The following is a 26,947-nucleotide window of genomic DNA, read 5'->3' as shown; positions in this document are numbered from 1 at the left end:
ATAGCAAGGCATGAATAGCAGCAAGTAGTGGTTACCAACATACAAAACTGTCGTTACTTCGTTTCTACTTGCAAAATTTATAACGCAGCTAGCGGTGATTTTGGCAAGTGTATGAATGTTCAGCACTCACCTGATGGGTGAATTCGGGTTGTTTAATTTTGTACTTAACTTCAATAAGTTAAAGTTAAATTGTGCATTCAACCGATTTATTTAGGTTCAATAAACTTGTGGCCTTACTAATTGGAAGACCAAATCGAGGTTTGGGTAGAGGTTATACATGCTTCAGAATTTATCTCAATTTTCCCCTAAGGAACATAGTATATATGGGCAGTGGTTTTACGACTCAGGTACGCAGCAGGTAAATGGTCATTCAAGATCAGCCCATAGGCAGTTGTTAAAAGCTGAAGTGATGTCTATGTTGCAACTGCACATAGGATTGCAAGAGCTCAATAGAACTTCAAAGAGTGATGAGCGCAGAGACGCAGAATGTTTTTTTAAAATAGGTTCCAAATCTTTCTATGTCGGTGAAACGGGCACGCTCCAAATAAATTCAGGGTACCAACATATGTTGTGCTTTGTAGGAGAAACTGGAAAGAATTTGTATGCTCGATTAGAAAATTTTTCCCATGAAGCGACTATTTTTAGCAAAATCATGGGTGAATCAATAAAAGACTTTTTTAAACAAGGAAATATATTAAATGCTTTTCGGCTGGAAGGAGTAAGTATAGCAAGCTCAGTGCCGGATGCTTTTCGTTTTCCTACACATTTGCCTGACATAGAAGTAACTGTAACGAATAAAGCGAGCGGCACAGGCTATGTAGTAACAAGCGTTGTTGCAAGTGATGAGACTGAAATAATGCCGAATGAGCCTAAAATACGAAAGTCTGAAAAAAATGCTTTGAAAGAAGCAGGAAAACTATGTTTGCATAAGTTATCTGAATTCCAAGAAAAAAAATTTCCGAGTGTTAAATCAGATCCTATTCGGAAGAGTAAGCTGACTAAAGAGTTAGTTGTAAAATATAAAGCCTCATAAGAGACTTTATATTCAGTATAATTGCTATTTAAGATGCTTAAACCTATAAAAATCAGGCTTCTTCTCTAGCTATCGCACGGTAAGCGATATCTGTTCTGAAATATACATCATCCCAATGGACGGTGTTCACTAAAGCATAAGCCGCTTTTTGAGCGGTTGTGACATTATTGCCAAGTGCTGTAGCACATACAACGCGGCCGCCATTGGTAACAATGAGGCCACCTTTGGTCGAAGTGCCAGCGTGAAATACTTTTTGTGAATCATTTCCTAAAGTCAAACCCTCAATAACATCACCTTTACGAGCTGACACAGGATATTCGCCCGTCGCCATGACGACACCAACAGCGGCACGAGCATCAAACTTAATCGTTACTTTATCCAGTTCACCACGTGTTGCAGCAAGACATAATTCAACTAAGTCAGATTGCAAACGCATCATGATAGGTTGGGTTTCAGGATCGCCAAAACGGCAGTTATATTCTAATACTTTGGCTGTTCCATCAGGGGTAATCATTAAACCAGCATATAAAAATCCTGAATAGGGGTGACCTTCAGCAGCCATGCCATCAACCGTTGGGCGTATTACATGCTCCATGGTCCAATCATGAATGGCTTGAGTGACCACAGGAGCCGGAGAATAGGCACCCATACCGCCCGTATTAGGGCCATTATCACCATTATCACGCGCTTTGTGATCTTGACTGGTTGCCATTGGTAGAATATTTTTTCCATCAACCATGACGATAAAGCTGGCTTCTTCACCTTTTAAAAACTCTTCAATAACCACACGAGAGCCAGCTTCTCCAAACATATTGCCGGCCAACATATCTTCAATGGCGGCTTCCGCTTCCGCTTGGTTTTGAGCAATGATCACACCTTTTCCGGCAGCTAAACCATCCGCTTTAATCACCACGGGGTAGCCTGTTTTTTCTGCAAGTTGTGCAGAAAATGCTTTTGCAGGCTCAATTTCAGTGAAGTTTTGATAATCCGCTGTTGGAATATTGTGGCGAGCTAAAAAATCTTTAGTGAAGGCTTTAGAACCTTCAAGCTGCGCTGCCCTTTCGGTAGGGCCAAAAATGGCTAATCCTGCAGCTTGAAACGCATCAACAACACCAACGACTAAAGGGGCTTCAGGGCCCACAATGGTGAGGTCAACATTATTGGTTTGTGCAAATACAATTAATGCTTGGTGATCTGTCGCTGAAACAGCAATATTTTGTAATTTAGGTTCAAGTGCTGTACCAGCATTGCCGGGGGCAACAAACACAGTCTCAACTTGCTTTGATTGAGCGGCTTTCCATGCAAGCGCATGCTCACGACCGCCACCACCGATAATAAGAATGTTCATATTTATAGACTCTCAATGCAACGCTTAGGCTCACACCATGAGCCCAAACTATTATCCAACTTAATGATTAATGGCGGAAATGGCGCATACCAGTAAACACCATTGCCATATTATGTTCATCAGCAGTAGCAATGACTTCAGCATCACGCATAGAGCCACCCGGTTGAATCACACAAGTGATACCCGCAGCCGCCGCGGCATCAATACCATCACGGAATGGGAAGAAAGCATCTGAAGCCATCACAGAGCCAGGAACGGTTAAGCCTTCGTCTTCGGCTTTAATACCCGCGACTTTAGCACTGTAAACACGGCTCATTTGTCCAGCCCCTACACCCACTGTTTTGTTATTTTTGGCATAGACAATGGCGTTTGACTTAACGTATTTAGCGACTTTCCAGCAAAACAGTAGGTCAGTTAACTCATCTTGAGTCGGTTGGCGTTTAGAAACGACGTTAAGATCGTCCATTTCGACCATACCTTGATCTCTATCTTGCACCAATAAGCCACCGTTAACACGCTTGTAATCAAGCGATGTAGTACGGTTTTGCCATTGGCCACATTCGAGTAAACGTAAATTGGCTTTTTTAGCGATGATGGCTTTTGCTTCAACACTGACGCTTGGGGCAATAATCACTTCTACAAACTGTCGTTCGGTAATGGCCGTCGCGGTTGCGGCATCCAACTCTCGGTTAAAGGCAATGATGCCACCAAACGCTGAAGTCGGATCCGTTTTAAAGGCGCTGTCATAAGCGTCAAGAATATTGTCACCTAGCGCCACGCCACAAGGATTGGCGTGTTTAACAATGACACAAGCAGGTTGTTCGAATTCTTTAACACATTCTAATGCAGCATCAGTATCGGCGATGTTGTTATAAGAAAGTGCTTTACCTTGAAGTTGAGTTGCGGTCGCGACAGACGCTTCATCGATATGGTTGTCGACATAAAAAGCAGCTTGCTGGTGACTGTTTTCCCCATAGCGCAAATCTTGTTTTTTGATCAGCTGGCTATTAAAGGTTCGAGGGAATTTTGAATCGTCACAGCTGTGATCGGTATGGTGGGCAGGAACTTTAGTACCAAAGTAATTGGCGATCATGCCATCGTACTGCGCCGTATGTTCAAATGCGGCAATAGCGAGATCAAAGCGTGTTTCTAATGTCGTACAGCCTTGATTATCAGCCAGTTCACCCAGTACCCGAGTGTAATCCCCTGCATTAACTACGATAGTGACATCGTTGTGATTCTTTGCCGCCGCACGAACCATTGTTGGTCCACCAATATCGATATTTTCAACGGCGTCAGCCAAGGTACAACCTTCTTTAGCGACTGTTTCTGCAAATGGGTAAAGGTTAACAGCCACTAAATCGATTGGTTGAATCTTGTTATCAGCCATCACTGCTTCATCAACACCGCGGCGGGCTAAGATGCCGCCATGAATTTTAGGGTGTAGGGTCTTGACTCGACCATCCATGATCTCTGGATGACCAGTATGATCAGACGCTTCGATCACAGGAATTTGGTGATCCGTTAAAAGTTTTGCGGTGCCGCCTGTTGATAATATTTCCACACCAAGCGCGTGTAAGGCTTGGGCAAATTCAACGATACCGGTTTTATCTGAAACGCTTAACAGCGCACGACGAATGGGTCTGGCATTATTCATGAAGGTAGTTCTGTCCAGTTAATTATTATGGCAAAGATCTTTCGGAAAACTAATCCAGCCTGTCTTATGCAAGCGATTTGGCTTAGCTTTCCAAAAAACCTTTGTGATCGAGATCACACTGGCGGCGCTATTCTACAACAAAACACATATAAACGATCTGGTTAATACAAATTTTGACCCTAAGTATTTGCGAACACAGAATTTGCTATGTTGAAAAAAGCTAAAATTAAAAAGCTTGACCTTGGACTAAGCTCTAAGGTTTATACTGGTATTAACTGAATCAAAACATAAGGCATCGACTCATGTATCGCATTGGTGAACTTTCCGCTTTATATGACATAAAAACCGACACCTTAAGGTATTACGAAAAGCATGGCTTATTGTCACCATCTGATCGAACAGAATCCGGCTACCGAATGTATACAGAGCAGGATGCTGTACAGTTGAAGTTTATCCTGCGTGCTAAAAGTGTTGGATTTACATTAAGTGAAATTCAAGAGCTGTTATCCATTGAACTGGATAAGTCCAGTTGGTCCTGCAGTGATGTAAAAAGTAAAGTTGATGAAAAACTGGTAAAAATTAAGGCAAAAATTAATGAGTTAAAAACCTTTCAACAAGGTTTACAGGAGTTGTCTGACTCATGCTGTGGTGGCGCGGACAGTGCTGAATATTGCTCAATTTTAGAAGCTTTAGATGATAGTTATTTAGAACACACAAAACATGAACATTGCGATAAACCTGTTCATCGAGTTAGATAGAGGAATTAAAGATGTTAGTAGCAAATTTCGTTGAGTTGTTTCTCGAATCCGCGCCTTGGCTTTTGCTAGGGCTATTGATGGCCGGATTATTGAAGATGTTTGTTCCGATGGAGTGGATGCATAAACAATTAGGTGGATATGGTATCAAATCAGTCGTTAAAGCCGCATTATTTGGAGCCCCATTGCCGTTATGTTCTTGTGGGGTGATCCCAGCAGCGATTGGGCTAAGACGAGCTGGAGCGTCAAAGGCGGCTACCACAACCTTTATGGTTTCAACACCTGAGACTGGTATTGATTCAATCAGTGTTTCATATGTATTACTAGGGCCATTTATGGCGATTGTTAGACCCATTGCGGCTGTGATAAGTGCGATTGTTGCTGGTTTGCTTGTAGGACCTGATACAAAAGGAGATAAAGCCGAGTTAGAAGTGGCCCGTCAAGATACCCTCACAACCGAAAAAACAACCTCTTGTTGCAGTAAACAAACAACAAAAGAACAAGGCAGTTGCGGCTCTAGCAAGAAAGCCACTCATGCTACTGAGCCTGCGGCTGAAGAAGATTGCTGTGGTACATCACATGATGAAGTTGAACCCAAGAATTTGAGTCTTGGCGGAAAATTACTTCAAGGTCTTAAATATTCGGCCACTGACTTAGTGCGTGATACGACGATGTGGCTGTTAGTGGGTATTTTCTTTGCTGCACTGGTAAAAACGTATGTTCCAGCGGATTTTCTCGCGCAATATGGCAGCGGTATTCTTGCCATGTTGGTGATGATAGGTATATCAGTGCCAATGTATATTTGTGCAACTGCCTCAACCCCAATTGCGGCAGGTTTATTACTGGCGGGGGTTTCACCCGGAGCGGTTTTAGTCTTCATGCTGGCAGGGCCTGCTACCAATATTGCTACTTTAGGTGTTGTAACCAAGGAGCTTGGTAAGCGTGCTTTATTTGGGTACATTGGAGGCGTGGTGGGTGTTGCCTTAATATCAGGTTATTTGGTGGACTACCTTGTCTCGACTTATGGTTTTGTCGTCGCCCCTCAGATTGGCGAGCAGCACAGCTTATTACCACAACCGATTGTGGTGGCTTCAGGGGTTATTTTAGGCGCCTTAATGTTGAAAGTCATTTTTGAAAAGTTACCTAAAAACTGGTGGCGTCGAGACTGTTGCTCTTAACATTAATCACAAAATGAATGATTTAGCGAACTGGGCTTATCATTACTATAGTTAACTTAAGATAATTGATTTAACGAATTGGTGATAATAATGAGTACAGGTAATGTTACAGGGAAGGCTGCTCAAGCCGTTTATACTGAAAAAACAACGCCTACTTCGGTTGACCAATCGAGTGAAACGGCTTTTGACCCCAAAACTGTCACCCTTTCACCTTCAGAAACTCGGTCAGAACAATCGAGAGTGGAAGATAAAGCTGAAGAAACCCTTGAAAATGCCCACATATCGTCAGATACCGCTGAAAAAAGTGGCATTAAATTAAAAAATCGTGAATTTTATAAAACATTAGCGGTCGCTGTTGGCTCAGGCGTATTACTTGGTGCCGGATTTATTGCAACGGTTGCTACAGCCGGAGCCGCGACTCCATTATTACTATTAGCGGCAACAAATATGACTGTTGCAGTGGGTGATGCTGTGTGCGCCTATAAGGACTTAAACGGCAATAATCGTAACTTACCGATGGGCAGTGACTCTGTAGGCAACGTCATGTATGCCGTATTGAAACGTGCGGGTGTAGATTCCGATAAAAGCTTAAAAGTGGCAGATAGAGTGTCGATGTTTGGTCGTGGTTTATTTGCATTGGCTACCATAAGCTCTTGCCAAAAACTGGGTCACAGAGTCAAAAATTTTGCTACTCAAGTAGCCAAAGAGATTAAGATTGAAAATAAAAAACAACAAACGTTGGCGAAGAACTTTACCAGTGTGAAGATGTCAGATCTTAACGCCAAAGCCGATGAGAAATCAGAACTCGATGCACTTGGAATAGATCGTAGCAAAGCAGAAAGAGAAGCACAGTTGGCTGAAATATCAGAAATGGAAAAAGAAGCGAAAGCAAGCTATGAAAAAAGCATAGAAGCTTTTGCAAGCATGAGAAGTGATTGGCGAACTCGATACGAAGAGTCGGTTGGTTATGATAAACAAAAAAATGGTATAAGTTTCAAAAATGTGTCTAAACATGAATTTATTGAAAATAAGGAAACAGAAACGGAAAATCAACAGCAAACAGTAACAACTTCAGAAGAAAAAAAAATAAAGCCGAAGCAGAAGGCATTTGAGCAAAGCTCACTAGAAGACAAGCTTCAGCATAAGCAAAAGGTGTTAAAAGGCGTAAAGCAACGAGAATACAACTTAATTAAGAAAAGAGGTCGTGAACTTTTAAAAGATGGCCTTAAGTTCAAAACGGTTGAAGTGAGAAATAAGAAGGGAGTAGAAAGTTTTGAACGTAGAGTCGCTGAACATCAAGATATCGTTTCATTTTTAACAGATCATGAAGATCCTGAGTACGTGTCGGTAAAAGACCTACAAAAAGAACTGGCAGCTGAAATAACTGAATATGAGCAAAATTTGAAAAAATTTGAAGCTGGTGGTAAAAAAATGCCAGAGCTTTCAAGCTTAGGGCAACTTTATAATACGCTTTCTTCTGCTTAATGAGCCAAGCCTTGATACTAGGGTCTGTTGATCTTTCAGGATTAAATTTTGTGCTATTTGAGCATTTATCTGTTCAAGGCGTGAGCAGTGATGCTTAGTCATCTAAATGAGCTGGTCACAACACAGAACAGTGAATGCTCAAAAGCATCGAAAAAAGAGAGAGCGTAAATTGGTCGCTCTTTCTAAATAAAAGGTGCTGCGTTATCGTTTTCTTATTTGGAAACGAAGTAACGACAGTTTTGTATGTCGATAATAACCAAACCTCACAAACTCTGCCTTGCATAAAATAACCAATTTATCGCTGCAAAAACAATCACGAAAGATCAACAGACCCTAGTAACGATTTAATTTCAGCAAGAAGTGAATACGTTTTGCTTGTTGATCATAGAGCTTATGTATAAAAAATCTTATTGATAAACCACAGTTGCTCACCCACAGGTGTATTCACTACGGCGTCATCATCAACTTGCTTTTTTAATAAGGCTCTTGCCATTGGCGCATCAATGGAAATATAGTCATCGTCGCCGTAAATTTCATCAGGCCCTACAATACGAAACGATTTCGTTTCACCTTGCTCATTTTCGATTTCGACCCAAGCACCAAAAAAAACTTTACCTTCTTGCTCGGCCGAGTGATGTACAACTTTGAGTGCCTCAATACGTTTGCGCAAAAAACGTACTCGGCCATCAATTTGTCTTAGTAAGCGTTTATTTTCTTTGTAATCAGCATTTTCAGATCGGTCGCCTAAACTGGCTGCCCAAGCCACTTTTTTAGTGATTTCAGGTCGGTAATCTTTCCATAAATAGTTGAGTTCTTTTTTTAACTTCTCCAGCCCCTCTGGAGTGATCAAGTTTGTTTTCACACACGCAACCTGAGGTTTGTTTTGATAAGTATATTTTCAGTAAAAAGCTGCAGAATAGCAACTGTCTAAAGAGCATCCGATAAAACGTTTTTGAGCATCACGAAGATAAATACGGTCTAATCGCTGAATAACCAAACGTTTTAGTGATGATAAAAACGTAAAGTTAAAATTTTTACACGTGTTGTGATATGGTTAGCCACACACTGATCCAGCGGTATATATAACGTTATTTATGCAAACCATTTCTCAAATTATTGCTCATGAACTCAACGTATCCGAGCAGCAAGTTAATACTACTATCGCATTACTCGATGAAGGTTCTACCGTTCCATTTATTGCCCGTTACCGTAAAGAAGCGACTGGAGCACTGGACGATACTCAATTGCGTACGCTGGACTCCAGATTAAGCTATTTACGCGATTTACATGAGCGTCGAACCGTTGTGTTATCCAGCATTGAAGCTCAAGGCAAATTATCGGCTGAATTGAAGCAAGCTATTCTTCAAGCCGATACCAAAACCCGTTTGGAAGACCTCTATTTACCTTACAAACCGAAACGTCGAACGAAAGGCCAAATTGCCATAGAAGCCGGGCTAGAGCCTTTAGCCGATTATTGGTTACAACACCGTGATGTTGATATGACGGTAAGTGCGACAGACTATCTCAATGCCGAAAAAGGTTTTGCTGATTTGAAGGCGCTGCAAGATGGCGCTCGCTTTATCCTAATGGAACGATTTGCTGAAGATGCTAACTTACTTCGTAAACTCCGCTTGCATTTAAAACGCAATGCCATGCTTGAAAGTAAAGTGGTTAAAAATAAGCAGCAAGAAGGTGCTAAGTTCCGTGACTATTTTGAGCATACGGAAGCGTTAGCAAAAATTCCATCACACCGCGCCTTAGCCATGTTGCGTGGTCGTAACGAAGGGGTGCTCTCGTTATCGTTGAATGCTGATCCTAATTCTGATTCAGCGGGGAGCAGCTATTGTGTGGTGATGATAGCGGATCATTTTAATCTTAAGTTTTCAGATTCAGAAGTGGATAACTGGTTAAAGACTGTGGTTACCGCGACGTGGAAAGTGAAAATAGCTGTCCAAATGGAAACTGAATTCATTACCGAATTGCGTGAGCGAGCAGAAGCAGAAGCTATCAAGGTGTTTGCACGCAACTTAAATGATTTACTCATGGCCGCACCAGCAGGGGCTAAGGCAACCATGGGACTTGATCCGGGTATTCGTACAGGGGTTAAAGTGGCCATAGTTAACAATACTGGCAAGCTGATGGCTCATTCAACCATTTTTCCACACGCGCCACAAAACCAGTGGGACAAATCGCTACGAACTCTGGCGAACTTAGTCAGCATGCATAAAGTTGAATTGATCGCTATTGGTAATGGTACGGGCTCACGTGAAACCGACAAACTGGTGGCTGAAATGATGGCAAACATCAAAGAAACTCAGCCTACATTAGCCAAAGTGATGGTCAGCGAAGCGGGCGCGTCAGTTTATTCCGCTTCAGAATTTGCCGCGGCTGAATTTCCTGATTTAGACGTATCAATTCGCGGTGCCGTGTCGATAGCACGTCGCCTGCAAGATCCGATGGCTGAGTTGGTGAAGATTGAGCCAAAATCCATTGGTGTTGGTCAGTATCAGCATGATGTAAACCAAAGCCAATTATCTCAATCTCTTGAAGCTGTTGTGGAAGACAGCGTGAACGCTGTCGGTGTTGATTTGAATATGGCTTCAGCGCCGTTATTAGCACAAGTGGCTGGGTTGAATAAAACCCTTGCGAAAAATGTCATCAATTACCGAGATGAGCATGGGCAATTTACCAATCGCAAACAATTACTGAAAGTGGCACGTTTGGGGCCTAAAGCTTATGAGCAAGCGGCTGGTTTTTTGCGTATTCGTGATGGTGATAACCCGCTTGATGGATCAGCAGTTCACCCAGAAGCCTATAATTTGGTTGAAACCATGGCCGCTAAACAGCAAGTGAGCGTGGCTGAGTTGATTGGTCAAAGTGAATTATTATCGAACCTTGATCCGCAAACCTTCACTAATGACACATTCGGTGTATTGACGGTCACAGACATTATTGATGAGCTGAATAAGCCGGGACGTGATCCTCGTGGCCAATTTAAAACTGCGACCTTTAAAGAAGGCGTTGAAGAAATTAAAGATCTAAAGCTTGATATGATCCTTGAAGGCGTCGTCAGTAACGTCACCAATTTTGGCGCATTTGTGGATGTGGGCGTACACCAAGATGGATTGGTGCATATTTCCTCGTTAACAGATAAGTTTGTCAGCGATCCACATACCATTGTTAAAGCAGGCGATGTGGTCAAAGTTAAAGTAATGGAAGTGGATGCGGCTCGTAAACGTATCAGCCTTTCAATGCGTTTGGATGAAAAAGCCGGTGAAGTTAAGGAAACACACAAACCTGAACATAAAAAGCCGCCACACAAACCTCATGTAGGCCAACATCATTCTAAGCCACAAAAATCAGCACCAAAGCGAAATAAAAACGAAGCCATGGGCAATGCCTTTGCCGACGCATTCGCTAAATTGAAGAAGTAATTTTTTGAGTTATACCTGTGATACTTAAAGATGCATCTTCAGGTATCACTGGGATAATCTAAAATCAGCCACCAAATTTGGTGGCTGATTCGTTTGTATTTTTGTATGTAGGGTTATGGCTTGAGTCGTAATTAATACCAATTATAGTAATTAAATACCCAAGTCAGAGCTATGTATGTATTCAAAGTACAAGTGAAATTGATGAAGACATAGTTATTACCGACATACAAAACTGTCGTTATTACGTTGCTACGTTAAGACAATTTTGCGTAGTAATTTGGACACATACAAGCTCCCGAAGAGCAAGGCTAAAGGATTCCATTACTGCGTTGCAAGTTTTTGAATTATCCCGACAAAAGCACGAAGTGCGTTGAACGCCAGCTTTGTATGGCGACCGTTAGGGTATATAGTACCTCAAACTTGCGCCATGTACTGAAACCCTTTAGCTCTTGCTGAGTGGGAAGTTAATTGCTGTAATTGGTATAAGCAATCATGTTGTGATACCAATCATATGGAAAATATAGCATCTTAGGTGCTAAGCAAACATTTTTATAAGCTAAATTTTTGAATAAATACCAGACTAGATGACACTTAAAGAAGAATACACATTACGGTAGTTTGGTAAGTTCACTGTGATATTTACTGTGTACGATTGAAACTTGACCAAGCATTTGCTTTGAGAGTATGGTTTCTAGAAATCAATTTGACAGAGTAAATTGACATGATCACTCCTCCCGTAACTTCAACCTCCAAGGTCGATAATCGTTCAGATTTTCAGTTTATTAAGGATACTGCGACAAAGCATTTATCTGTCACCGTTACGGCTGGCATTTTTGCAGCAGCTGAGAAGGGTGATTTGTATTCTCCTATATCGGGTGCTTTGTATGGCTTTGCTGCTGGAATGGCAATGACCACCGCTGATTTTTTCATACATAAGCAAGGCGATATTCAAAATAACGTTTACAAAATCGTGAAGCATGGGACATATCTAATGATTAATTCTGTCCCTTATTTGCTATCAACTAATCCTGCAAGAAAAGTTGCTGTTAACATCTGTAGTTATTTAGGAGGATGGATATGTCAAGAGTCTATTGGAGATAAAGAGTATTGGCGAAAAGGATGGACACGTGAAACTGTAGGCTTAAGCGGGGTAACAATAGTTGGTGGGCTATCACTTGTGGCTAAAGCAGCCTTTTTTAAGTAATGCATTAAAATTGAGCCAGCTTATTGCACAAAATTCTAAGCCATAATGAACTTTGTAAAAAGCGACTACTCAGCGTTTATTCTCAATAATAACCAAACAAGAATCGTAATTTTTAGGCACCAATTAGAGATAAAGGTGCTTCGTCACAAAAAATTACGATTTCAATAAATTTTGTTGAAGTTTAAACTCATATCACTATTGAAATTGAATGTTATGACCAAGTATTCAAATGACTTTCTGGCTCATCACTATCGTGATAAATATTTTTAAGGTTTTGCTTAACTTGCTCAGCTTTTGGCGGCTCACATGGTGAGGGCTGCTCATGATGTTCAGTGGGTGTTTGATCGGTTTGTGTCTTTTTGGCAATGACTTTTATGTCAGTGCGAGACAAAGCTGGTTTCAGTGAGGCAAGTGTTACAGTGTTTATTGATACAGGCGTAGCAGGCAGGTTGTCTTTTAAGTGCTCTTCACCATCATCCGATAACTCTACAGTAACATCATCAGATTGCTGCTGTTTGCTGTGTTGACTTTGTTGTTCTGATTGTTCTTTTTCTGGGTCGATTTCACGTTCAGCGTGAGGTTTAGTGGCTTTTTCAGCTGCGGTAATATTGGGTTTGTGCTCGTTATCTTGGCGAATAGAGTCCGTTGCGGCGTTTGTCGTAATTAACGGCACATTGGGATAAGTTGTTATTACTGCCACACCGTACTCCTTTACTACAGCCAAAAAAAGAACTGTTAGAGTAAATAATAGCCAGTGCGGCCAATAAATTAAAGTTTTTTCAACCACTCAAGTAATACATCAACAAATTCTTGTTGATGGGAAACGAACGGGGCATGAGAAGCTTGCTTCATTATCACATCATAAACAGCTTCATGATGAATGGGCATTTGGGGCGGAACATGACGTGACACTATACCATCAAGTCGTCCCCATATTCTTAACCAAGGCTGCTCAATATTGTGAAGTTGCTCTCTAAGATCTACTTGCTGAAGAAACCCTAGCCCTTGTTCTAACGCAGCTTTGTGTGGCAATGGCCGAGATAACACTTGGTGTTTAAATTTCTTAATATCTTGTTTGGCGTGCTGACTGCCCATGGCTTGAATCGCCAAAAAATGTTCAATGGTCGCTTTTACGTCCACGTCGAGCTGGTTAGCGAACATGGCGAGTACCTTTGGATCAATACCAGGCCATGATTGCTCTGCATTGGCAACAAAATAGGGAGATGAAGCAACGGTAATTAAGCCTGTTACTTTATCAGGATAAGCCAGTGCGGCTTGGGTCGCTATTAATCCACCCATTGACCAGCCTAACCAAATAGCATTGGTAGGTAACCTGTTGATCAAATGCTCGACCCAAGTGTTAATGTCACCAGCTAGTTGTTGGCTGTGACCAAAACCGGGTAAGTCCACATAATGTACTCGAAAACCAGATAATTGTTGTTGAAGTGGCGCAAATACGGCGCTGTTCATCCCCCAGCCATGGAGCATAATAAGATCTCGACCTTCGCCAATAGACTCGATATGTAATGCAGAATGTGTCATAAAGTAATGCGTTCACCGTTAAAATGGATTTTTATGGGGTTAGTGTATTGCAACATCAAGGAATAATATTAAAAAAATTGCTGCGAGTCTGCCATCAACTCGTTAAAAAAGGACTTTCTTGGTTGGTCGCTATTTTACCGAATCGTTGTATATCCTGCCATCAAATCGTCGGTATGGAGCAAAGTGGCATTTGTCAGATATGCCTGACAGCTGGACTTTATCGGCAACCCATCTGTTTAGGTTGCGGTGCTGGATTGCAAGAGCTACGAGTGTATTGCGGAACTTGCCAACGTAAAGAGCCAGTAAAAATTATTTCGCCTTGCAGTTATCATTTTGGTCTTGGACAATGGGTGGCTGCCATCAAATACCAGCGCCAACTGGCTGTTATTGATGCAATGGCACAAGCCCTTTACCAGCGACTTTTAATGCTGGAGCAACAACAACTTATCTCAATGCCACAAGTGATTATTCCTGTACCCTTGCATCCTAAAAGATTGCGAGAAAGAGGGTTTAACCAAGCTTGGTTGATTGCTAAACGTTTAAGTGAATTGACCGAGTTACCGTTGGTAGACGATAAACTTATTCGGATCATAAATACTGAATCTCAAGCTGGGCTTGATGGTCAGCAACGTAGGCAAAATTTACAACAAGCGTTTCAATTATCTGAAGTGTTCGATTATCAACGGATTGCACTAGTGGATGATGTGGTCACCACAGGTACGACTGTGAACGAAATTACTCAATTATTTTCGAAGCGGTTTATTCAAACTCAAGTGTGGTGCCTCGCAAGAGCCGAGGCACCTGGATTATTGTCTTTAACCTAAACTTTCATGATAGGCATAGATGTCATGAGCGTTTAGGTTTAAAGTGAATTCGGCGCAAAGAATAATGCATTGGCATAAATTCGTTCGCTGCCGAGCCAAATATTGCGGAACAATAAGTTATCCGCAAAGCCGATAACTTGTCCTCGTCCCAAAGATTCGGCTACCACTGCCGATTTTTGAGGGTACACGCTTTGGTATTCTTGAGCCATAAATCCACTGGAGAGTGGTTGCTTCGCGTATTGACCTGAAACGGTAAAAGGCTTCTCAGCGACTAATGCGAGAATACTATTTTTCATTATCTTAAGTTGTGGACGACTTAAGCCATAATTCAATGGATGAGTGAGGTCGAGCTCAACATTGACGATTGCCCCACCTATGGTTTGCTTGGCTCTTAATGCGCTTTGATCCCCAAAAGTTAGCGCATTAGTATTAAACAATGCTTGAGCTTGTTTGCTGTCAAACAATTCACTTGAAAGTAACTCGTGCTTTTTTAACCATCTTAACGCTCCTTTGTGAGCAACAATTGTTCCGCCCTGTTTAACGAAGGCTTTGAGTGCAATCGCAGTTGTCTTGTCGAGAGAGTTATAATTACCGTGGGCGAATAAGACATGGCTGTAGTCAGAAAGTTTGAGCCGTTTAAGTCTTGAGCCTTTAGTAAGGGTGACAGGCATTTTCAATGTATTATCGAGATAGTGCCATATCTGACCAACTTCCATCGGATTACTGCCATCACCAGTTATCAATAACGGTTTTACTAGCTGTATTGCTTTAAAATCTGGGCTGCCTAAATCGCCGCCAGTCACGCTAGCAAAGGTATCAACAGCAGTTGATTTAAGTTGGTGTTCGCTACTTAAAGATTCAAGCATAGTGATCAGCTGTTCACGGCTTATATTATCTTGACGCAAATGAATCTGTAAGCTGCCTGCACCAAAGTTTTGAGTCGTGTTCTGATGCTTTACTGAAAATGGCTTTTGCGAATATTTAACGATGACATCGTTTGCTAAAAGCTGCTGTAACACTTTAGCTGAAGCACTTTGTTGCCAATCAAGTAACACTGCCACACTATTACTGCCAATAGTGTTCGATGTTTTTGTAGGATTGTTTTTTGTAAATTGAGGTGCTTTTAGGCTAACTTTTTCCGAGACAGTTAAATCAAATGCGGCGGCCAAGTCAAAGCTGGAAACATCGTAAAATGTTTCGTCTTCAAACTCGGTACGTTTATCAAATAAGGCCGTAATGAGATCGGATTGTGGCTGCTCTAGTGGAATAAACAGACTGTCATTGGGGGTAAAATTTACATCAGCTTTATTGACGTTTTTAGTTAAATAATGAGAACGAATTTGATGTTGATTAAGCAAACTTGCAAATTCGTCACGACGTTGAATATCTGTGTGAGTTGAAATTAAAACCCCTTGCTGACGCTTACTATCAGATTGTTTGTCTTTGAAAAAATCATTTTGATACTGATGCAGTTCATCTTTTAATGCCAAGGTGCCTTTTAAGCTCGATATTGATGTCGCGAATTGATTTTGGATAGCTCGAGTCAAAGTCACAACACCGTTTGGTGAGTCTTGGGCTTGACCACGAGCACTGGCTTGCTCAAATAATACGCCAATGGCGCCGTTAATATCAGGGTAGGTTGAGCCTTTTCCGTAAAAGAAGTCATCAAAAGATTGCTTTGAGTAATAAGGCTGACCAACTTTATCCAAGGCGGCACGATGATAATTAGCAATTTTATCGGTTAATTGTTGATTCTTTTGTGGCGTTAACGGATGAGTTCGACTTGGAACACCGGGCTGGAAGAAGTAGCTTGAACGGTGTCCCATTTCATGAAAGTCGCCCACATAATGTGGCTGCCACTTATGGAATAAAGCCACTCGTCCTTGTGATTCTGGGTGGCGTAAGAATAACCAATCTCGGTTTAAGTCCGCCAGATAATGATTTAAGCGACCGCGTGCCCAATGCTGGTGATGTTCACGATTATTAGGATCGGCATTAAAAGTATTACTGCGGTTATTGTTGGCCCAAGTGGCAAACCTGTCCATACCATCTGGGTTCTGACTTGGCGTTATGATGACTACAGTTTCTTCAAGCAGCGACTTTACCCACGACTCATTACTTGCGCTTAAATAGTAGCTCAATTCCATAGCCGCATGAACGCCACTGGCTTCATCACCATGAATAGAATACGCCAGCCATACAACTAACGGGCCTTTGGATGACTCACCGTGCTTGACGGCAGCGCGCTGAGCTAAAATGCTATCGATGTTGTTATGATTACTTTCAGAAGTGATTAATAATGAAAGTTGTTGTCTGTCTTCATGGCTTTTACCTGAGTGTTCTAATGCTACTCTAGGGCTTTGCTCAGCTAGGTTTTTGATGTAAAAATTTAATTGATCATGACGCAAATGCCACTTACCCATAGGATAACCCAGAAACTCATCCGGTGTGGTAATGGCTTTTTGATATTCAACACCTTGGGGCAATTGGAATTGAGTTTGAATGGTCGCGCTCACCGTTGTACTTAGGCTGCTAGTGATCATAGTACCGACGATAAAAGAAAGTAAAGGCAGTTTTGTCATTTTAATAATGTCTCAATGGAGTTAATTATTTTTTGTAAGTACGTTATCAGCTAAGAAGTATTAAGTATAATTTTTATTGATCCTAGGGCCTGTTGATCTTTCGTGATTGTTTTTGCAGCGATAAATTGGTTATTTTATGCAAGGCAGAGTTTGTGAGGTTTGGTTATTATCGACATACAAAACTGTCGTTACTTCGTTTCCAAATAAGAAAACGATAACGCAGCACCTTTTATTTAGAAAGAGCGACCAATTTACGCTCTCTCTTTTCTCGATGCTTTTGAGCATTCACTGTTCTGTGTTGTGACCAGTTCACTTAGATGGCTAAGCATCACTGCTCACGCCTTGAACTGATAAATGCTCAAATAGCACAAAATTTAATCCTGAAAGATCAACAGACCCTAGAAAAATCAGTTTGTGGCGCTCTTAAATCTAAAAACATCAGTTGAACGCTGAGTATACGAGTAACTGTTTGAGCAATACGATGATTTTATTATCATGTTTTTCATCCAATGAGTGAAATGCTCTACGCTCACAAGCTTGCTAAAATGACTGCTATTTGCGTTGTAATTTTTGCAAGTAGAACAACTACTTGCTGCAAGCTACGCCTTACTATCAGCCATTTTTTCTACGCTTGAGAACGCAGTCAACTGATGTTTCTAGGTTAAACGCAAAGAAAATTTTGATAGCAGGCGTGACTTGAAGTAAGTAGTGGTTACCGACATACAAAACTGTCGTTACTTCGTTTCTACTTATAAAAGTTACAACGCAGCAAGCGGTAATTTTAGCCAGTTTACGAACGTCAAGCATTCACTCAATGGATGAATACACTTTATGGCTTTTATGGTTGAACTTGAGTTATTTATCTTATAGCAATTGCAGTAATTAATCTCTCACTCAGCAAGAGATAAAGGTTTTCTAGTCCCCAGTTTCAGCACTCTACGGTGTTGCAACTTTGGTTACATAGCTACGGCTATGCGCCCTACAATTGCGTCTTGTATAGCACTAAACCTGAACACAATAATTATCAAAGAACTTATCGACAAGTACTTATATTCCCTTCGGGAGCTTGTATGCGCACACTTTGGTTTATAAAGAATACTTCACAAAATTATCTCAACGTTGCAATGTAATAACGACAGTTTTGTATGTCGCTAATAACTATGTTTTCACCAATTTCGTTTGTACTTTGGCGCATACATAGCTCTGAGTTGAGCATTTAATTACTGTAATTGGTATTACTCCTAGGCGTCCAACTGATTTTTATAGGTTGAATGTATCAATATATCTACAAACCAATCCTGAGTCAGAGTATTATAGAGGTAATTCACAGTAAAACACTCAGGTATAGCCTGATACAGAGTAGGTTTGCATGATAAGCATTTCAGAAACAGCACAAGAGCATTTTGTTAAATTACTTAAAGATCAACCAGAAAATACAAATATTCGAGTATTTGTCATTAGCCCTGGTACGGCTCAGGCTGAGTGTGGTGTGTCATACTGCCCACCGGATGCGGTCGAAGAAGATGATACTAAACTTGATTTTAATGGTTTTTCAGCCATGGTTGATACCAAAAGTGCCCCATTTCTTGAAGAAGCCACGATTGACTTTGTTACCGACCAACTCGGTTCACAATTAACCTTAAAAGCGCCCAACGCCAAAATGCGAAAAGTTGCTGATGACGCGCCTTTGCAAGATCGGATTGAATATGTGATTCAATCAGAAATTAACCCACAATTGGCCAGCCATGGTGGCAATATTATGTTGACAGAGTTAACTGAAGAAGGGGTCGCCGTATTGCAATTTGGTGGTGGCTGTAATGGTTGTGCTCAAGTTGATGTGACACTAAAAGATGGTATTGAAAAGCAACTTTTAGAAATGTTTGCCGGTGAAGTGACAGGTGTGATTGATGCAACCGATCATCAGGCTGGTGACCATTCGTTTTATTAATACCAATTACAGTAATTAAATGCTCAATTCAGAGCTATGTATGTGCTCAAAGTGCAATCGAAATTGATGAAGGCATAGTTGTTCTACGTCAAGACAATTTTGAGAAGTACTCTTTATAAACCAAAGTAAGCACATACAAGCTCCCGAAGGGCAAGGCTAAAGGGTTACATTACTGCGTTACAAGCACTTGAATTATCCCGACAAAAGCACTAAGTGCGTTGAACGCCAGCTTTGTATGGCGGCCGTAGGGAATATAATACTTCGAGCTTGTGCCTTGCACTGAACCCCTTTAGCTCTTGCTGAGTGAGAGATTAATTACTGTAATTGGTATAAGTTCTATCTCTATCACAGTAAAATAAAAGCCAGTAATTACTGGCTCTTATTTTATTTTTATCTTAATAGTGACATTAACGTTTCTTTATTCTCTTAAATGAGCAGCTTTATTTATATTTTGTTTATTAGTTTAAAGCTTTATAAAACATATAATGTATTTGTAATCAAAAAGTTGAATTAATACTTTTAAATAACAAGAATATTGATATATATAAAATTAAATAACAACTTATTGAAAAAGTAACTTTCTGAAAAAAATAACATTTTAAAAAAATAATGTCAGTTAATAATATTTAACTACTTTTTATTCCTGAGCACTATATATTTGAGGTATTACTCAAACGTAGGGGTAATGGAATGAGCATCAGTGAACCAGCAGTATCGCCGGCGACTATTGTCGCTGAAACAACATCCTATGCAAGTATGTTGGCTGCTAGTGTGGGAAATACTGAATCTGTTTTCGCAGAGTTAGATCAAATCAAAGGAAAACATGTTAGTTCATCCATTCTTAGAAAAGACTTAGAGTTTCTTCAACAATCGATAAATCAGTGTGGTATCCCTACCAGAATAAATTGGCAAGGTTGGGTAAATTGGCTGATTGAATTATCAAATATCAATCCTGTATCTTACGCTAAAACGTGTGAACAACTTCATGAGATCAAAGAAACTTTATCTCAACCGGATACTTTTGATAATGTCAAGCAGTCCGCTTTATCTCAGATCCATTTTCAGTTGCAAGAAATCAATTCATTAGATGCGTCAAACATTCTTACGGATCTTGCACTGGCTTCAAAAGATATATTGAGTGTATATCAGAGTGTCAGATTACGTTTACTGGTGAGTTTAATCACAGATCACGTATATGAATCAGCGCAATCGCAATGTTCTTCAGAGGAATTACAACAAGTCTTATTGCATATAGGACTAAACAGCGACTTAGCTGATCAGTTTACCGATTTTAAGCCCCCTAAGCAGCTGCTGGAATGTGCCACAGATGGTACTCAAAATACCATTGAGGCATTAGTACTCAAGTTTGCACCAAAACTGGGTATTATACTTACGCCGCCAAATGTAGCTGAACTTGAAAAGGTTGATTATGAAACCTTAAAAGAATTAGAAAGACAAATTGAAGTCATGTGTTCAGACGCACAAGTACTAAGGTACTGCTCTAGGCTTGTTCAGACGCACTTTGATTCTGTAAAAGAGAGTGAACAAAAATATCCTCAACAAAATGAAGCAGAGTTAATTAAAGGAATAGAGCGACTTGAAACACTAATTTGGGGAAACAATCGCACATATAAAGAAATTTCAATTCATAATACAAATGTTGATTCTCAGGCTATTTTTGATGCCAGCCTACAAAATATGGCGGATAATCACGATTGTTATATGCGTGGGAAAGAGGATTTTCCAAAAGTTATCCTGAAAGCTAGTCGAGGAGCCTATGAGTTAAGACACTCTGGCTGCAGTTATTTTTCGCTTAAGTCAGTGAGTCCCAATAAACCAGACATCCCACTGACGTTAACTCATGTATCTCAAATCTATAACAAGTTACTGCCACTAACGGCATCATTAAATTTGCCATTGATACAACAAGCCATTAGTAATACCACGCAGGCAGAAGAACTTGTAGATTTTGTTGAATGTTTAAACTTGGGCAGGCCACACCTTAATGGCGTTGAGCGACATTATCTAAGTTTAGTGATCAAGCGCGCCAATGCAATGAATGATTTTGGTGCACAAATTCAAGCAATAAGCCCTAAAAAGGCCACAGTTAAAGATAGGTTTATGGCTCTAGTTCGCAATGATGCAGCCTTTGGTCGTCAAAGCTCATACCATTCACAAAAATCATCCCCAATGAACGCACCAAAAAATGTCAACGCTAGTTTAGTTAGCCAAACAGCTTCAACAACCGATATACCCAGAGGTGAGAGTTCTTCCAGTCTTGTATCCATGGCGTCAAATTCCTCTTCTAGCCCTGTAGAAGTTTATAACGCTCGGCCTTTTAAAAGCGCAGTATTATTTGAGGCAATTGATAAAGATGATCTTGCAAAAATAAAATCAATTTGCCAAACCCAGAGTGCTAAGCCATTAGTGGCTTATTGTGGACACGGCCGCTCGTTTAACTTGTTATTGCACCGTGCCTGTGAAAAAAATAGCGTCAAAACCGTCGCGTTCTTATTAAAAGAGAGCCAATTAAACCCGAATGTAAAAAATGAGAATGGAGAAACTGCACTTCATATCGCCTGCCGAGAAAATAAACATGCAATTGTTAAGCTATTAGTCAACTGCGGCAAAGTGAAGGTTAATTCAGTCAATCGCGACGGTGCAACCCCTTTTCACTTGGCTTGTATTTTTGGGCACTTAGAGACAAGTAAACATTTATTAAAGAGTGGTAAAGTCAATCAAGATGTAAAAATCCCTCTTTCTGATGCATTAAGGATAAAAGGGGAGAGTGTAAACTTACAGCTAGTATGGCCAAAAGCGGCTCAACCGCTCGTAGATAGTGTGTCTTTTAATAATGTTTCTGCGTGGCATTGCTGTTGTTTTTTTGGTCACCAAGAATTAGCTAAAGTGCTTCTAAAATTTGATGCTAACCTAATTTTACAATCAAGCTCACTTGGAGATACAGCATTACATTTCGCGTGTACAAGTGGTGAAGCGAACATGGTTGACTGGATTGTGGGAGCATTACCTAAAAACACTAAAAGCACCCATCTAATCAAAAATGGTTCAATGGGCTTAAGACCGTTCCAACTTGCGGTTATTACAGGTAATGAAGCGATTGTTGAAGTTTTGTCAAAAAAAATCGATGCGCATCATTGTCATAACTTTGAGTATTTAGGTAGTCAATGGTCGGTTTTACAAGTTGCCATTCAACTGCCTTGTAACGACATGCTCAATCGGTTACTCAAAGATGACTTAGTGGATGTTAACAGCAAAGTTAATGGCAAAGTTATTCTCGAATACGCCCTTGAACTCCCTGCTCCGAGTCATGCATCAGCCGTCATAACATCGATGTGCCTTTATGGAAAAGGGCTTGATTTATCGGCTAAAAATGATGAAGGAAGCAATATTCTTCATCTTGCGGCACGAATGAAAAATGTTGCATGTATGGAAGTATTACTAAATGAACTTGATAAAGAACAAAATGAATCCCAAATAGCCTGTTTAACGGAACTTGATACAAATGGAAGTTCCCCTCTTCATTATGCTGTTTTAAACGATGACAAGCTGATGGTTAAGCTTTTGTGCTCGCGCTCGTTTATTAATATTAATGGGGCAGATCAAAAAGGATTTAGTCCATTAATGTTAGCCGTCGAAAGAGAGCTAAAAGAAAGAATTGAACAACTGCTGGACATGAAAAGCATTAATATTCTGCATACTGATAGATCTGGGAAGAATGCTTTACATCTAGCCACAATAGTGGGTAACGCTGACATAGTTGAGTTGATACTGGCTCAATTTACCGAGATTGAGCCACAAGTATCTTCAATTAAAAACTCAGCAACATTAGAAGACTGTATTGAAGCTACAAGTGTCGTACCATTCACAAAGAAGCGATTATTAGCGGTTTCAGATAATCTGGGCATGACGGCGCTGCATTATGCTTGTGAACATGGGCAACTAGCGGTATTACATTCATTACTTAAAGAATCAAGTCATCTTGAGACTGATTGTGAAGATAGTAATGGTAATAAGCCGTTACACATTGCTTGTAAACACAATAATATGGAGATCATCCACTTATTGATTGAGCAAGAGCCCACACAACAAATTGAGGTTGAAGGGGAGTACCCATCAACACCAGCGATATCAGCACACCAACAAGAAAAAATGGTAACCCATCAACCACTTTCATTTAAAAAGAAGCCTATGTTTGTTGCTTCTGTATTTCAAAAAAAGACTAACGCTCAATCAATACAAGAAAACGACCAGCAAATCAGTGAAGGTTATCGTGGTAATGATTGTGGGATCAAAGAGCTTGAAATATCAGAAACATATCAAACAACAGATGGGAAAATAGCTTATCACAACTTTTCTGCTGAGCTTGATAATTATATTAATATTGATGCTACAGAATGTTTTAAACCTACAGGGAGTGACCGTTTTAAAGAGGTTGAAAAAACAGTACATTCATTAGGGCAAGGAGCAGTATCAGCAAATGTTACTGATGACTTAGATGCAAACGGTGCTGATGATTATTTACTCATTGAGAGTGAAAATGGGAATTCAGCACTTCAAAATGAGAACTCCGCACCTAAAGCCGAACCAGATGCACTACTGCAGCCCGCTAAAGTGACAAAAAACATTACCTCAGCAATAAGAGTCATTAACTCTAGAAATGGTGAAACGCCGCTTCACTCGGCCTGCCGAAAAGGTAATCTTCAGGCCGTTAAAACATTACTGGCTAAAATGCCATTAATTGCTTCGGTGCAAAATGAATATGGGGTAACGGCTTTCAATATGGCTTGTAAATTACAGCAGACTGAAGCGGCTAGAGTAATAGCGAAAGCAATGAAGCGGAAATTTAATGCGGGATGTGTTGTAGGCGATAAAGACATTCATCGCATTGCTCGAAAAGGCGATGTTGCAGCATTTGGACGTCTTAATTTTCATGATGTTGACATTAATGCTTGTAATGATGCAAGGGATACCGCATTACATATAGCGCTGGAATACAAACACTATGAGATAGCGGAGAAACTATTAGCACTACGAGGGATTAATGTTAATCATAAAAGCGCCTTTGGGGAAGATGAGCTTGATTTCATTTTACGGTTACCCCCAAGCCAGAGCCAACTTTTAGTCGCAGCTCTAGAGTGCATCAACCCTGCGCTCTCGTTTGACGAAGGCCGAGGGTTAGGTATCTTAATGAATGCGATCAAATCTGGAAATACAGCTATCGTCAGGGTGATTTTTGATCACATCTGCTCTAAAAGCTTAATGGATCCTCCTGCTTTGCCTCAGCAAATACTTAATTTATCGGATCACCCTCAAAATCAAAATACGCTGGTGCATATCGCAGTAATAGGCGGTCATGCGGAGTTATTAACTCTGTTGTGTAAATTCGGTTTTAGTGCGAGTTCGGTAAATGCCGATGGAGATTCAGCTTTACACCAATTGCTCAAGGAGGAAGATGCGAGTTATCAATGCTTCCAAGCAGTGATTAAATTTGATGATGTTGATGCGTTTAAAGTTAACTTGAAGAAACAAACCGCGCTACATGTAGCGCTTGATAACGATAAAGAAAAATGGATACCTGAGATTCTGGCCCTAAAGCATTTTGTTACTGAAGAGATAGAGATTGCAACAGAAAGGAAAAAAGCCAATCTAGACGATGATGAAGAGTATATTGCTTTTGACGTCGAGTTTCATGGTATTAATCAGCGTGACAAACGAGGTGAAACAGCATTAACCAAAGCCATAAGGAATAGAAAACATTCTGTTGTTGAAAGCTTATTAAGCGCCGGTGCAAGCCTTGATGTTGCTGCATCAGTAGTTCAAAAAGCTGGCGAGCGCATACCAGCCGCGTTGCCTATGGAAATTGCTTTAGAAATTAATGAACCCAACATTACAGAATTGCTTGAAACGGCAAAAACAGCTAAGTCTTATCAAGTCGGCGCAGATGGAAGCACCAGCCTGCACAGAGCTTGCCTTGACGGTAATAGCGATGCCTTAAGTTTCATACTGTTAAGTAATCAGAATCAACAAGACAGCTTCATCAATCAAGTTAATGGTAAAGGAGATACCGCACTCCATTTGGCGGTGAGCTCGAAAATACCTCGAAACGTTGAAAGTTTATTGCAAGTTAAAGGAATTGATTTTCAACAAAAAAATAGCATTGGGGAGACAGTTCTCCATTTGGCGTTTCGAATTGGGAATATCGAGATAATTCGAATGTTGTTGGGGCACTATACTGGAGATTTGATTACATTAACGGATAATGAGGGCAATAACTTACTTCATGCTGCAGCTCAATTTGGCGAATTTGATACTTTCAACACATTGCTTTGTTTGAGTACAGAAGCCGCTATCAATTATTCGAATAGTAAGGGGGATTTTCCTATTCACATTGCTTGCCGAGCTGGACATTCAGCCATTGCTAAGCAGTTGGCTATCAGAGACAGAAATCAATTTAATGTGATGAATAAAAGCAACTATAGCCCAATAATGTTGGCTGTATTATGGCAGCGTAATAGCACGGTCATCGCGTTACAAGAAGCTGCTGGTAAAGCGTTTCTAAATGGTGAATTTGTTTTTGGTTCAGGAGACAATGAACTTGAAGCACTTGACGGAACTCTTAAAAATAAACTTACATCATGCTTAAAATATTATGGCACTATGGACGTATTTGTTGTGGCGTTGTTATTTGCAGATGATGAGATCATTAGATCTTTATCAGGACATGCTTATCGATGTAGGCTAAATATTGGGGATAAAAAATATCAGGGTTATTCACTCTTACACGTGGCTTGCAATCATAGTAATCATGAGTGCATGGAAATTATGATGGGTGCTAAGTACCAACAAAACATAGAGCAAAGTCTAACTAGTACAATCATCTCTAGAAGAGGAAAAGATGGGGAAACTTTGGTGAAGGATATGCCTAAGTTCGTCACTCAAAGGAGCACCGTCGACGACTATGAAGATATCTTGAAATGTTTTGATATCAATGAAACGGCACCTGATGACTGCACTTTATTACATTTGGTTGTTGATACAAAAGATGAAGCGAAGTTAAGAATAATTTTAGATAAAAGTGACATTTCATTGATCAATTCAGAAATGACTTTTCGATACCGAGACAGGACGAGAGCAGCCGAAAAAATGACAGCAGCTCAGTATGCAGTTAAAACGAATTTGATTAGCTTTGCTGATCAAATTTATCAAAGGCGTGCTACTTTACTCGCTGAAGCAGAAGAAAGAGAAAAACTGGCAACAGAGCTCGAAAATAAAGAAGGATTAGGGAGAAGCTCACAGCTTAATTCATCGACAGGATTACGGACTAGCGCTCCAAATAGACAACTCAGTAATAGCTCAAAGGACAGTTCAGTGACAAGTAATATGAGTTATTTGGGAGGGGAATCGTCCTCGTCCTCTGAATAAGCCAGCTCGATTTTGCCTCTATTCATAACATTTTCAGTATTGTTCACCCTGAAATTTTGAGTCATACCTGCGAAGGCTGAAAACCAGTGCTTTTAAAAAATAGAAGAAATTTTGTTCCATTAATGAATAAATGAGCAGCCAAAAAAAGACACTGGATACCCAACTAAAACATTTGAGCATAACGTATGTGATTTAATACCAATTACTGCAATGGTTTGAACAATTTTTATAGTTAGTTGAATTAATTTGAATTTATACCAATTACAGTAATTAAATGCTCAACTCATGGCTATGTATGCGCACAAAGTACAAACGAAATTGGTGAAAACATAGTTATTACCGACATACAAAACTATCGTTATTACATTGCTACGTTGAGATAATTTTGTGAAGTATTCTTTATCCTAAAAACATCAGTTGAACGCTGAGTACATGAGTAACTGTTTGAGCAATACGATGATTTTATTATCATGTTTTTCACCCAATGAGTGAAATGCTCTACGCTTGAGAACGC

15 protein-coding genes are annotated in these 26,947 nt (G+C 40.3%); 9 read left to right on the top strand and 6 right to left on the bottom strand.

Annotated features, from left to right (window positions below; genetic code table 11):
- The first annotated feature begins 277 nt into the window (after positions 1 to 277).
- Positions 278 to 1,033: a hypothetical protein gene (locus E2I05_RS01635; RefSeq protein WP_121851822.1), complete on the top strand. Its 756-nt coding sequence runs from the start codon at positions 278 to 280 to the stop codon at positions 1,031 to 1,033.
- Positions 1,034 to 1,085: 52 nt separating this feature from the next.
- Here the strand turns inward: E2I05_RS01635 and purD are convergent, their stop codons facing one another.
- Together purD and purH are read right to left on the bottom strand one after the other, a co-directional pair.
- Entirely contained in the window at positions 1,086 to 2,381 is a 1,296-nt protein-coding gene (gene purD / locus E2I05_RS01630; protein WP_121851821.1) for a phosphoribosylamine--glycine ligase, read from the bottom strand.
- A gap of 67 nt (positions 2,382 to 2,448) precedes the next feature.
- Positions 2,449 to 4,038, bottom strand: coding sequence for a bifunctional phosphoribosylaminoimidazolecarboxamide formyltransferase/IMP cyclohydrolase (purH, locus tag E2I05_RS01625; RefSeq protein WP_121851820.1), 1,590 nt, complete (start codon positions 4,036 to 4,038; stop codon positions 2,449 to 2,451).
- Positions 4,039 to 4,340: 302 nt separating this feature from the next.
- Here purH and zntR point away from each other — a divergent pair, with 302 nt between their 5' ends.
- From zntR to E2I05_RS01610, 3 genes are all read left to right on the top strand, one after another.
- Positions 4,341 to 4,796: a Zn(2+)-responsive transcriptional regulator gene (zntR, locus tag E2I05_RS01620; RefSeq protein WP_121851819.1), complete on the top strand. Its 456-nt coding sequence runs from the start codon at positions 4,341 to 4,343 to the stop codon at positions 4,794 to 4,796.
- A gap of 11 nt (positions 4,797 to 4,807) precedes the next feature.
- A complete protein-coding gene (locus E2I05_RS01615) occupies positions 4,808 to 5,971 on the top strand; it encodes an SO_0444 family Cu/Zn efflux transporter (RefSeq protein ID WP_121851818.1) in 1,164 nt (387 codons plus the stop codon).
- 90 nt (positions 5,972 to 6,061) lie between these two features.
- Entirely contained in the window at positions 6,062 to 7,456 is a 1,395-nt protein-coding gene (locus E2I05_RS01610; RefSeq protein WP_121851817.1) for a hypothetical protein, read from the top strand.
- A 391-nt stretch (positions 7,457 to 7,847) separates the two neighbouring features.
- On the opposite strand, the gene greB is transcribed toward E2I05_RS01610, so the two are convergent.
- A complete protein-coding gene (greB, locus tag E2I05_RS01605) occupies positions 7,848 to 8,318 on the bottom strand; it encodes a transcription elongation factor GreB (RefSeq protein ID WP_121851816.1) in 471 nt (156 codons plus the stop codon).
- 232 nt (positions 8,319 to 8,550) lie between these two features.
- Between greB and E2I05_RS01600 the strand changes: the two genes are divergently transcribed.
- Both E2I05_RS01600 and E2I05_RS01595 read left to right on the top strand, forming a co-directional pair.
- A complete protein-coding gene (locus tag E2I05_RS01600; RefSeq protein WP_121851815.1) occupies positions 8,551 to 10,890 on the top strand; it encodes a Tex family protein in 2,340 nt (779 codons plus the stop codon).
- A gap of 721 nt (positions 10,891 to 11,611) precedes the next feature.
- A complete protein-coding gene (locus E2I05_RS01595; RefSeq protein ID WP_121851814.1) occupies positions 11,612 to 12,094 on the top strand; it encodes a hypothetical protein in 483 nt (160 codons plus the stop codon).
- A gap of 211 nt (positions 12,095 to 12,305) precedes the next feature.
- Here E2I05_RS01595 and E2I05_RS01590 read toward each other — a convergent pair whose 3' ends face one another.
- Entirely contained in the window at positions 12,306 to 12,794 is a 489-nt protein-coding gene (locus tag E2I05_RS01590; RefSeq protein WP_121851813.1) for a hypothetical protein, read from the bottom strand.
- A gap of 68 nt (positions 12,795 to 12,862) precedes the next feature.
- Positions 12,863 to 13,636: a pimeloyl-ACP methyl ester esterase BioH gene (bioH, locus tag E2I05_RS01585; protein WP_121851812.1), complete on the bottom strand. Its 774-nt coding sequence runs from the start codon at positions 13,634 to 13,636 to the stop codon at positions 12,863 to 12,865.
- Positions 13,637 to 13,659: 23 nt separating this feature from the next.
- Here bioH and E2I05_RS01580 point away from each other — a divergent pair, with 23 nt between their 5' ends.
- Entirely contained in the window at positions 13,660 to 14,460 is an 801-nt protein-coding gene (locus tag E2I05_RS01580; protein ID WP_165905420.1) for a ComFC family protein, read from the top strand.
- Between the two features lie 38 nt (positions 14,461 to 14,498).
- Here E2I05_RS01580 and E2I05_RS01575 read toward each other — a convergent pair whose 3' ends face one another.
- Positions 14,499 to 17,042 (bottom strand): M14 family zinc carboxypeptidase, encoded by a 2,544-nt coding sequence (locus E2I05_RS01575; RefSeq protein WP_121851811.1) that lies wholly within the window; start codon positions 17,040 to 17,042, stop codon positions 14,499 to 14,501.
- Positions 17,043 to 18,411: 1,369 nt separating this feature from the next.
- Here E2I05_RS01575 and nfuA point away from each other — a divergent pair.
- A complete protein-coding gene (gene nfuA, locus E2I05_RS01570) occupies positions 18,412 to 18,990 on the top strand; it encodes a Fe-S biogenesis protein NfuA (protein WP_121851810.1) in 579 nt (192 codons plus the stop codon).
- A gap of 690 nt (positions 18,991 to 19,680) precedes the next feature.
- Positions 19,681 to 26,433 carry an ankyrin repeat domain-containing protein gene (locus E2I05_RS01565; protein WP_121851809.1) on the top strand — a complete coding sequence of 2,251 codons (6,753 nt, stop codon included), beginning with the start codon at positions 19,681 to 19,683 and terminating at the stop codon, positions 26,431 to 26,433.
- Positions 26,434 to 26,947 lie beyond the last annotated feature (514 nt).

Origin of the sequence: Parashewanella spongiae, from assembly GCF_004358345.1 — a bacterium.
In the GTDB taxonomy this organism is placed as follows: domain Bacteria; phylum Pseudomonadota; class Gammaproteobacteria; order Enterobacterales; family Shewanellaceae; genus Parashewanella; species Parashewanella spongiae.
Note: the sequence above shows the minus strand (reverse complement) of the source record. Positions and strands in the feature narration are given on the sequence as shown.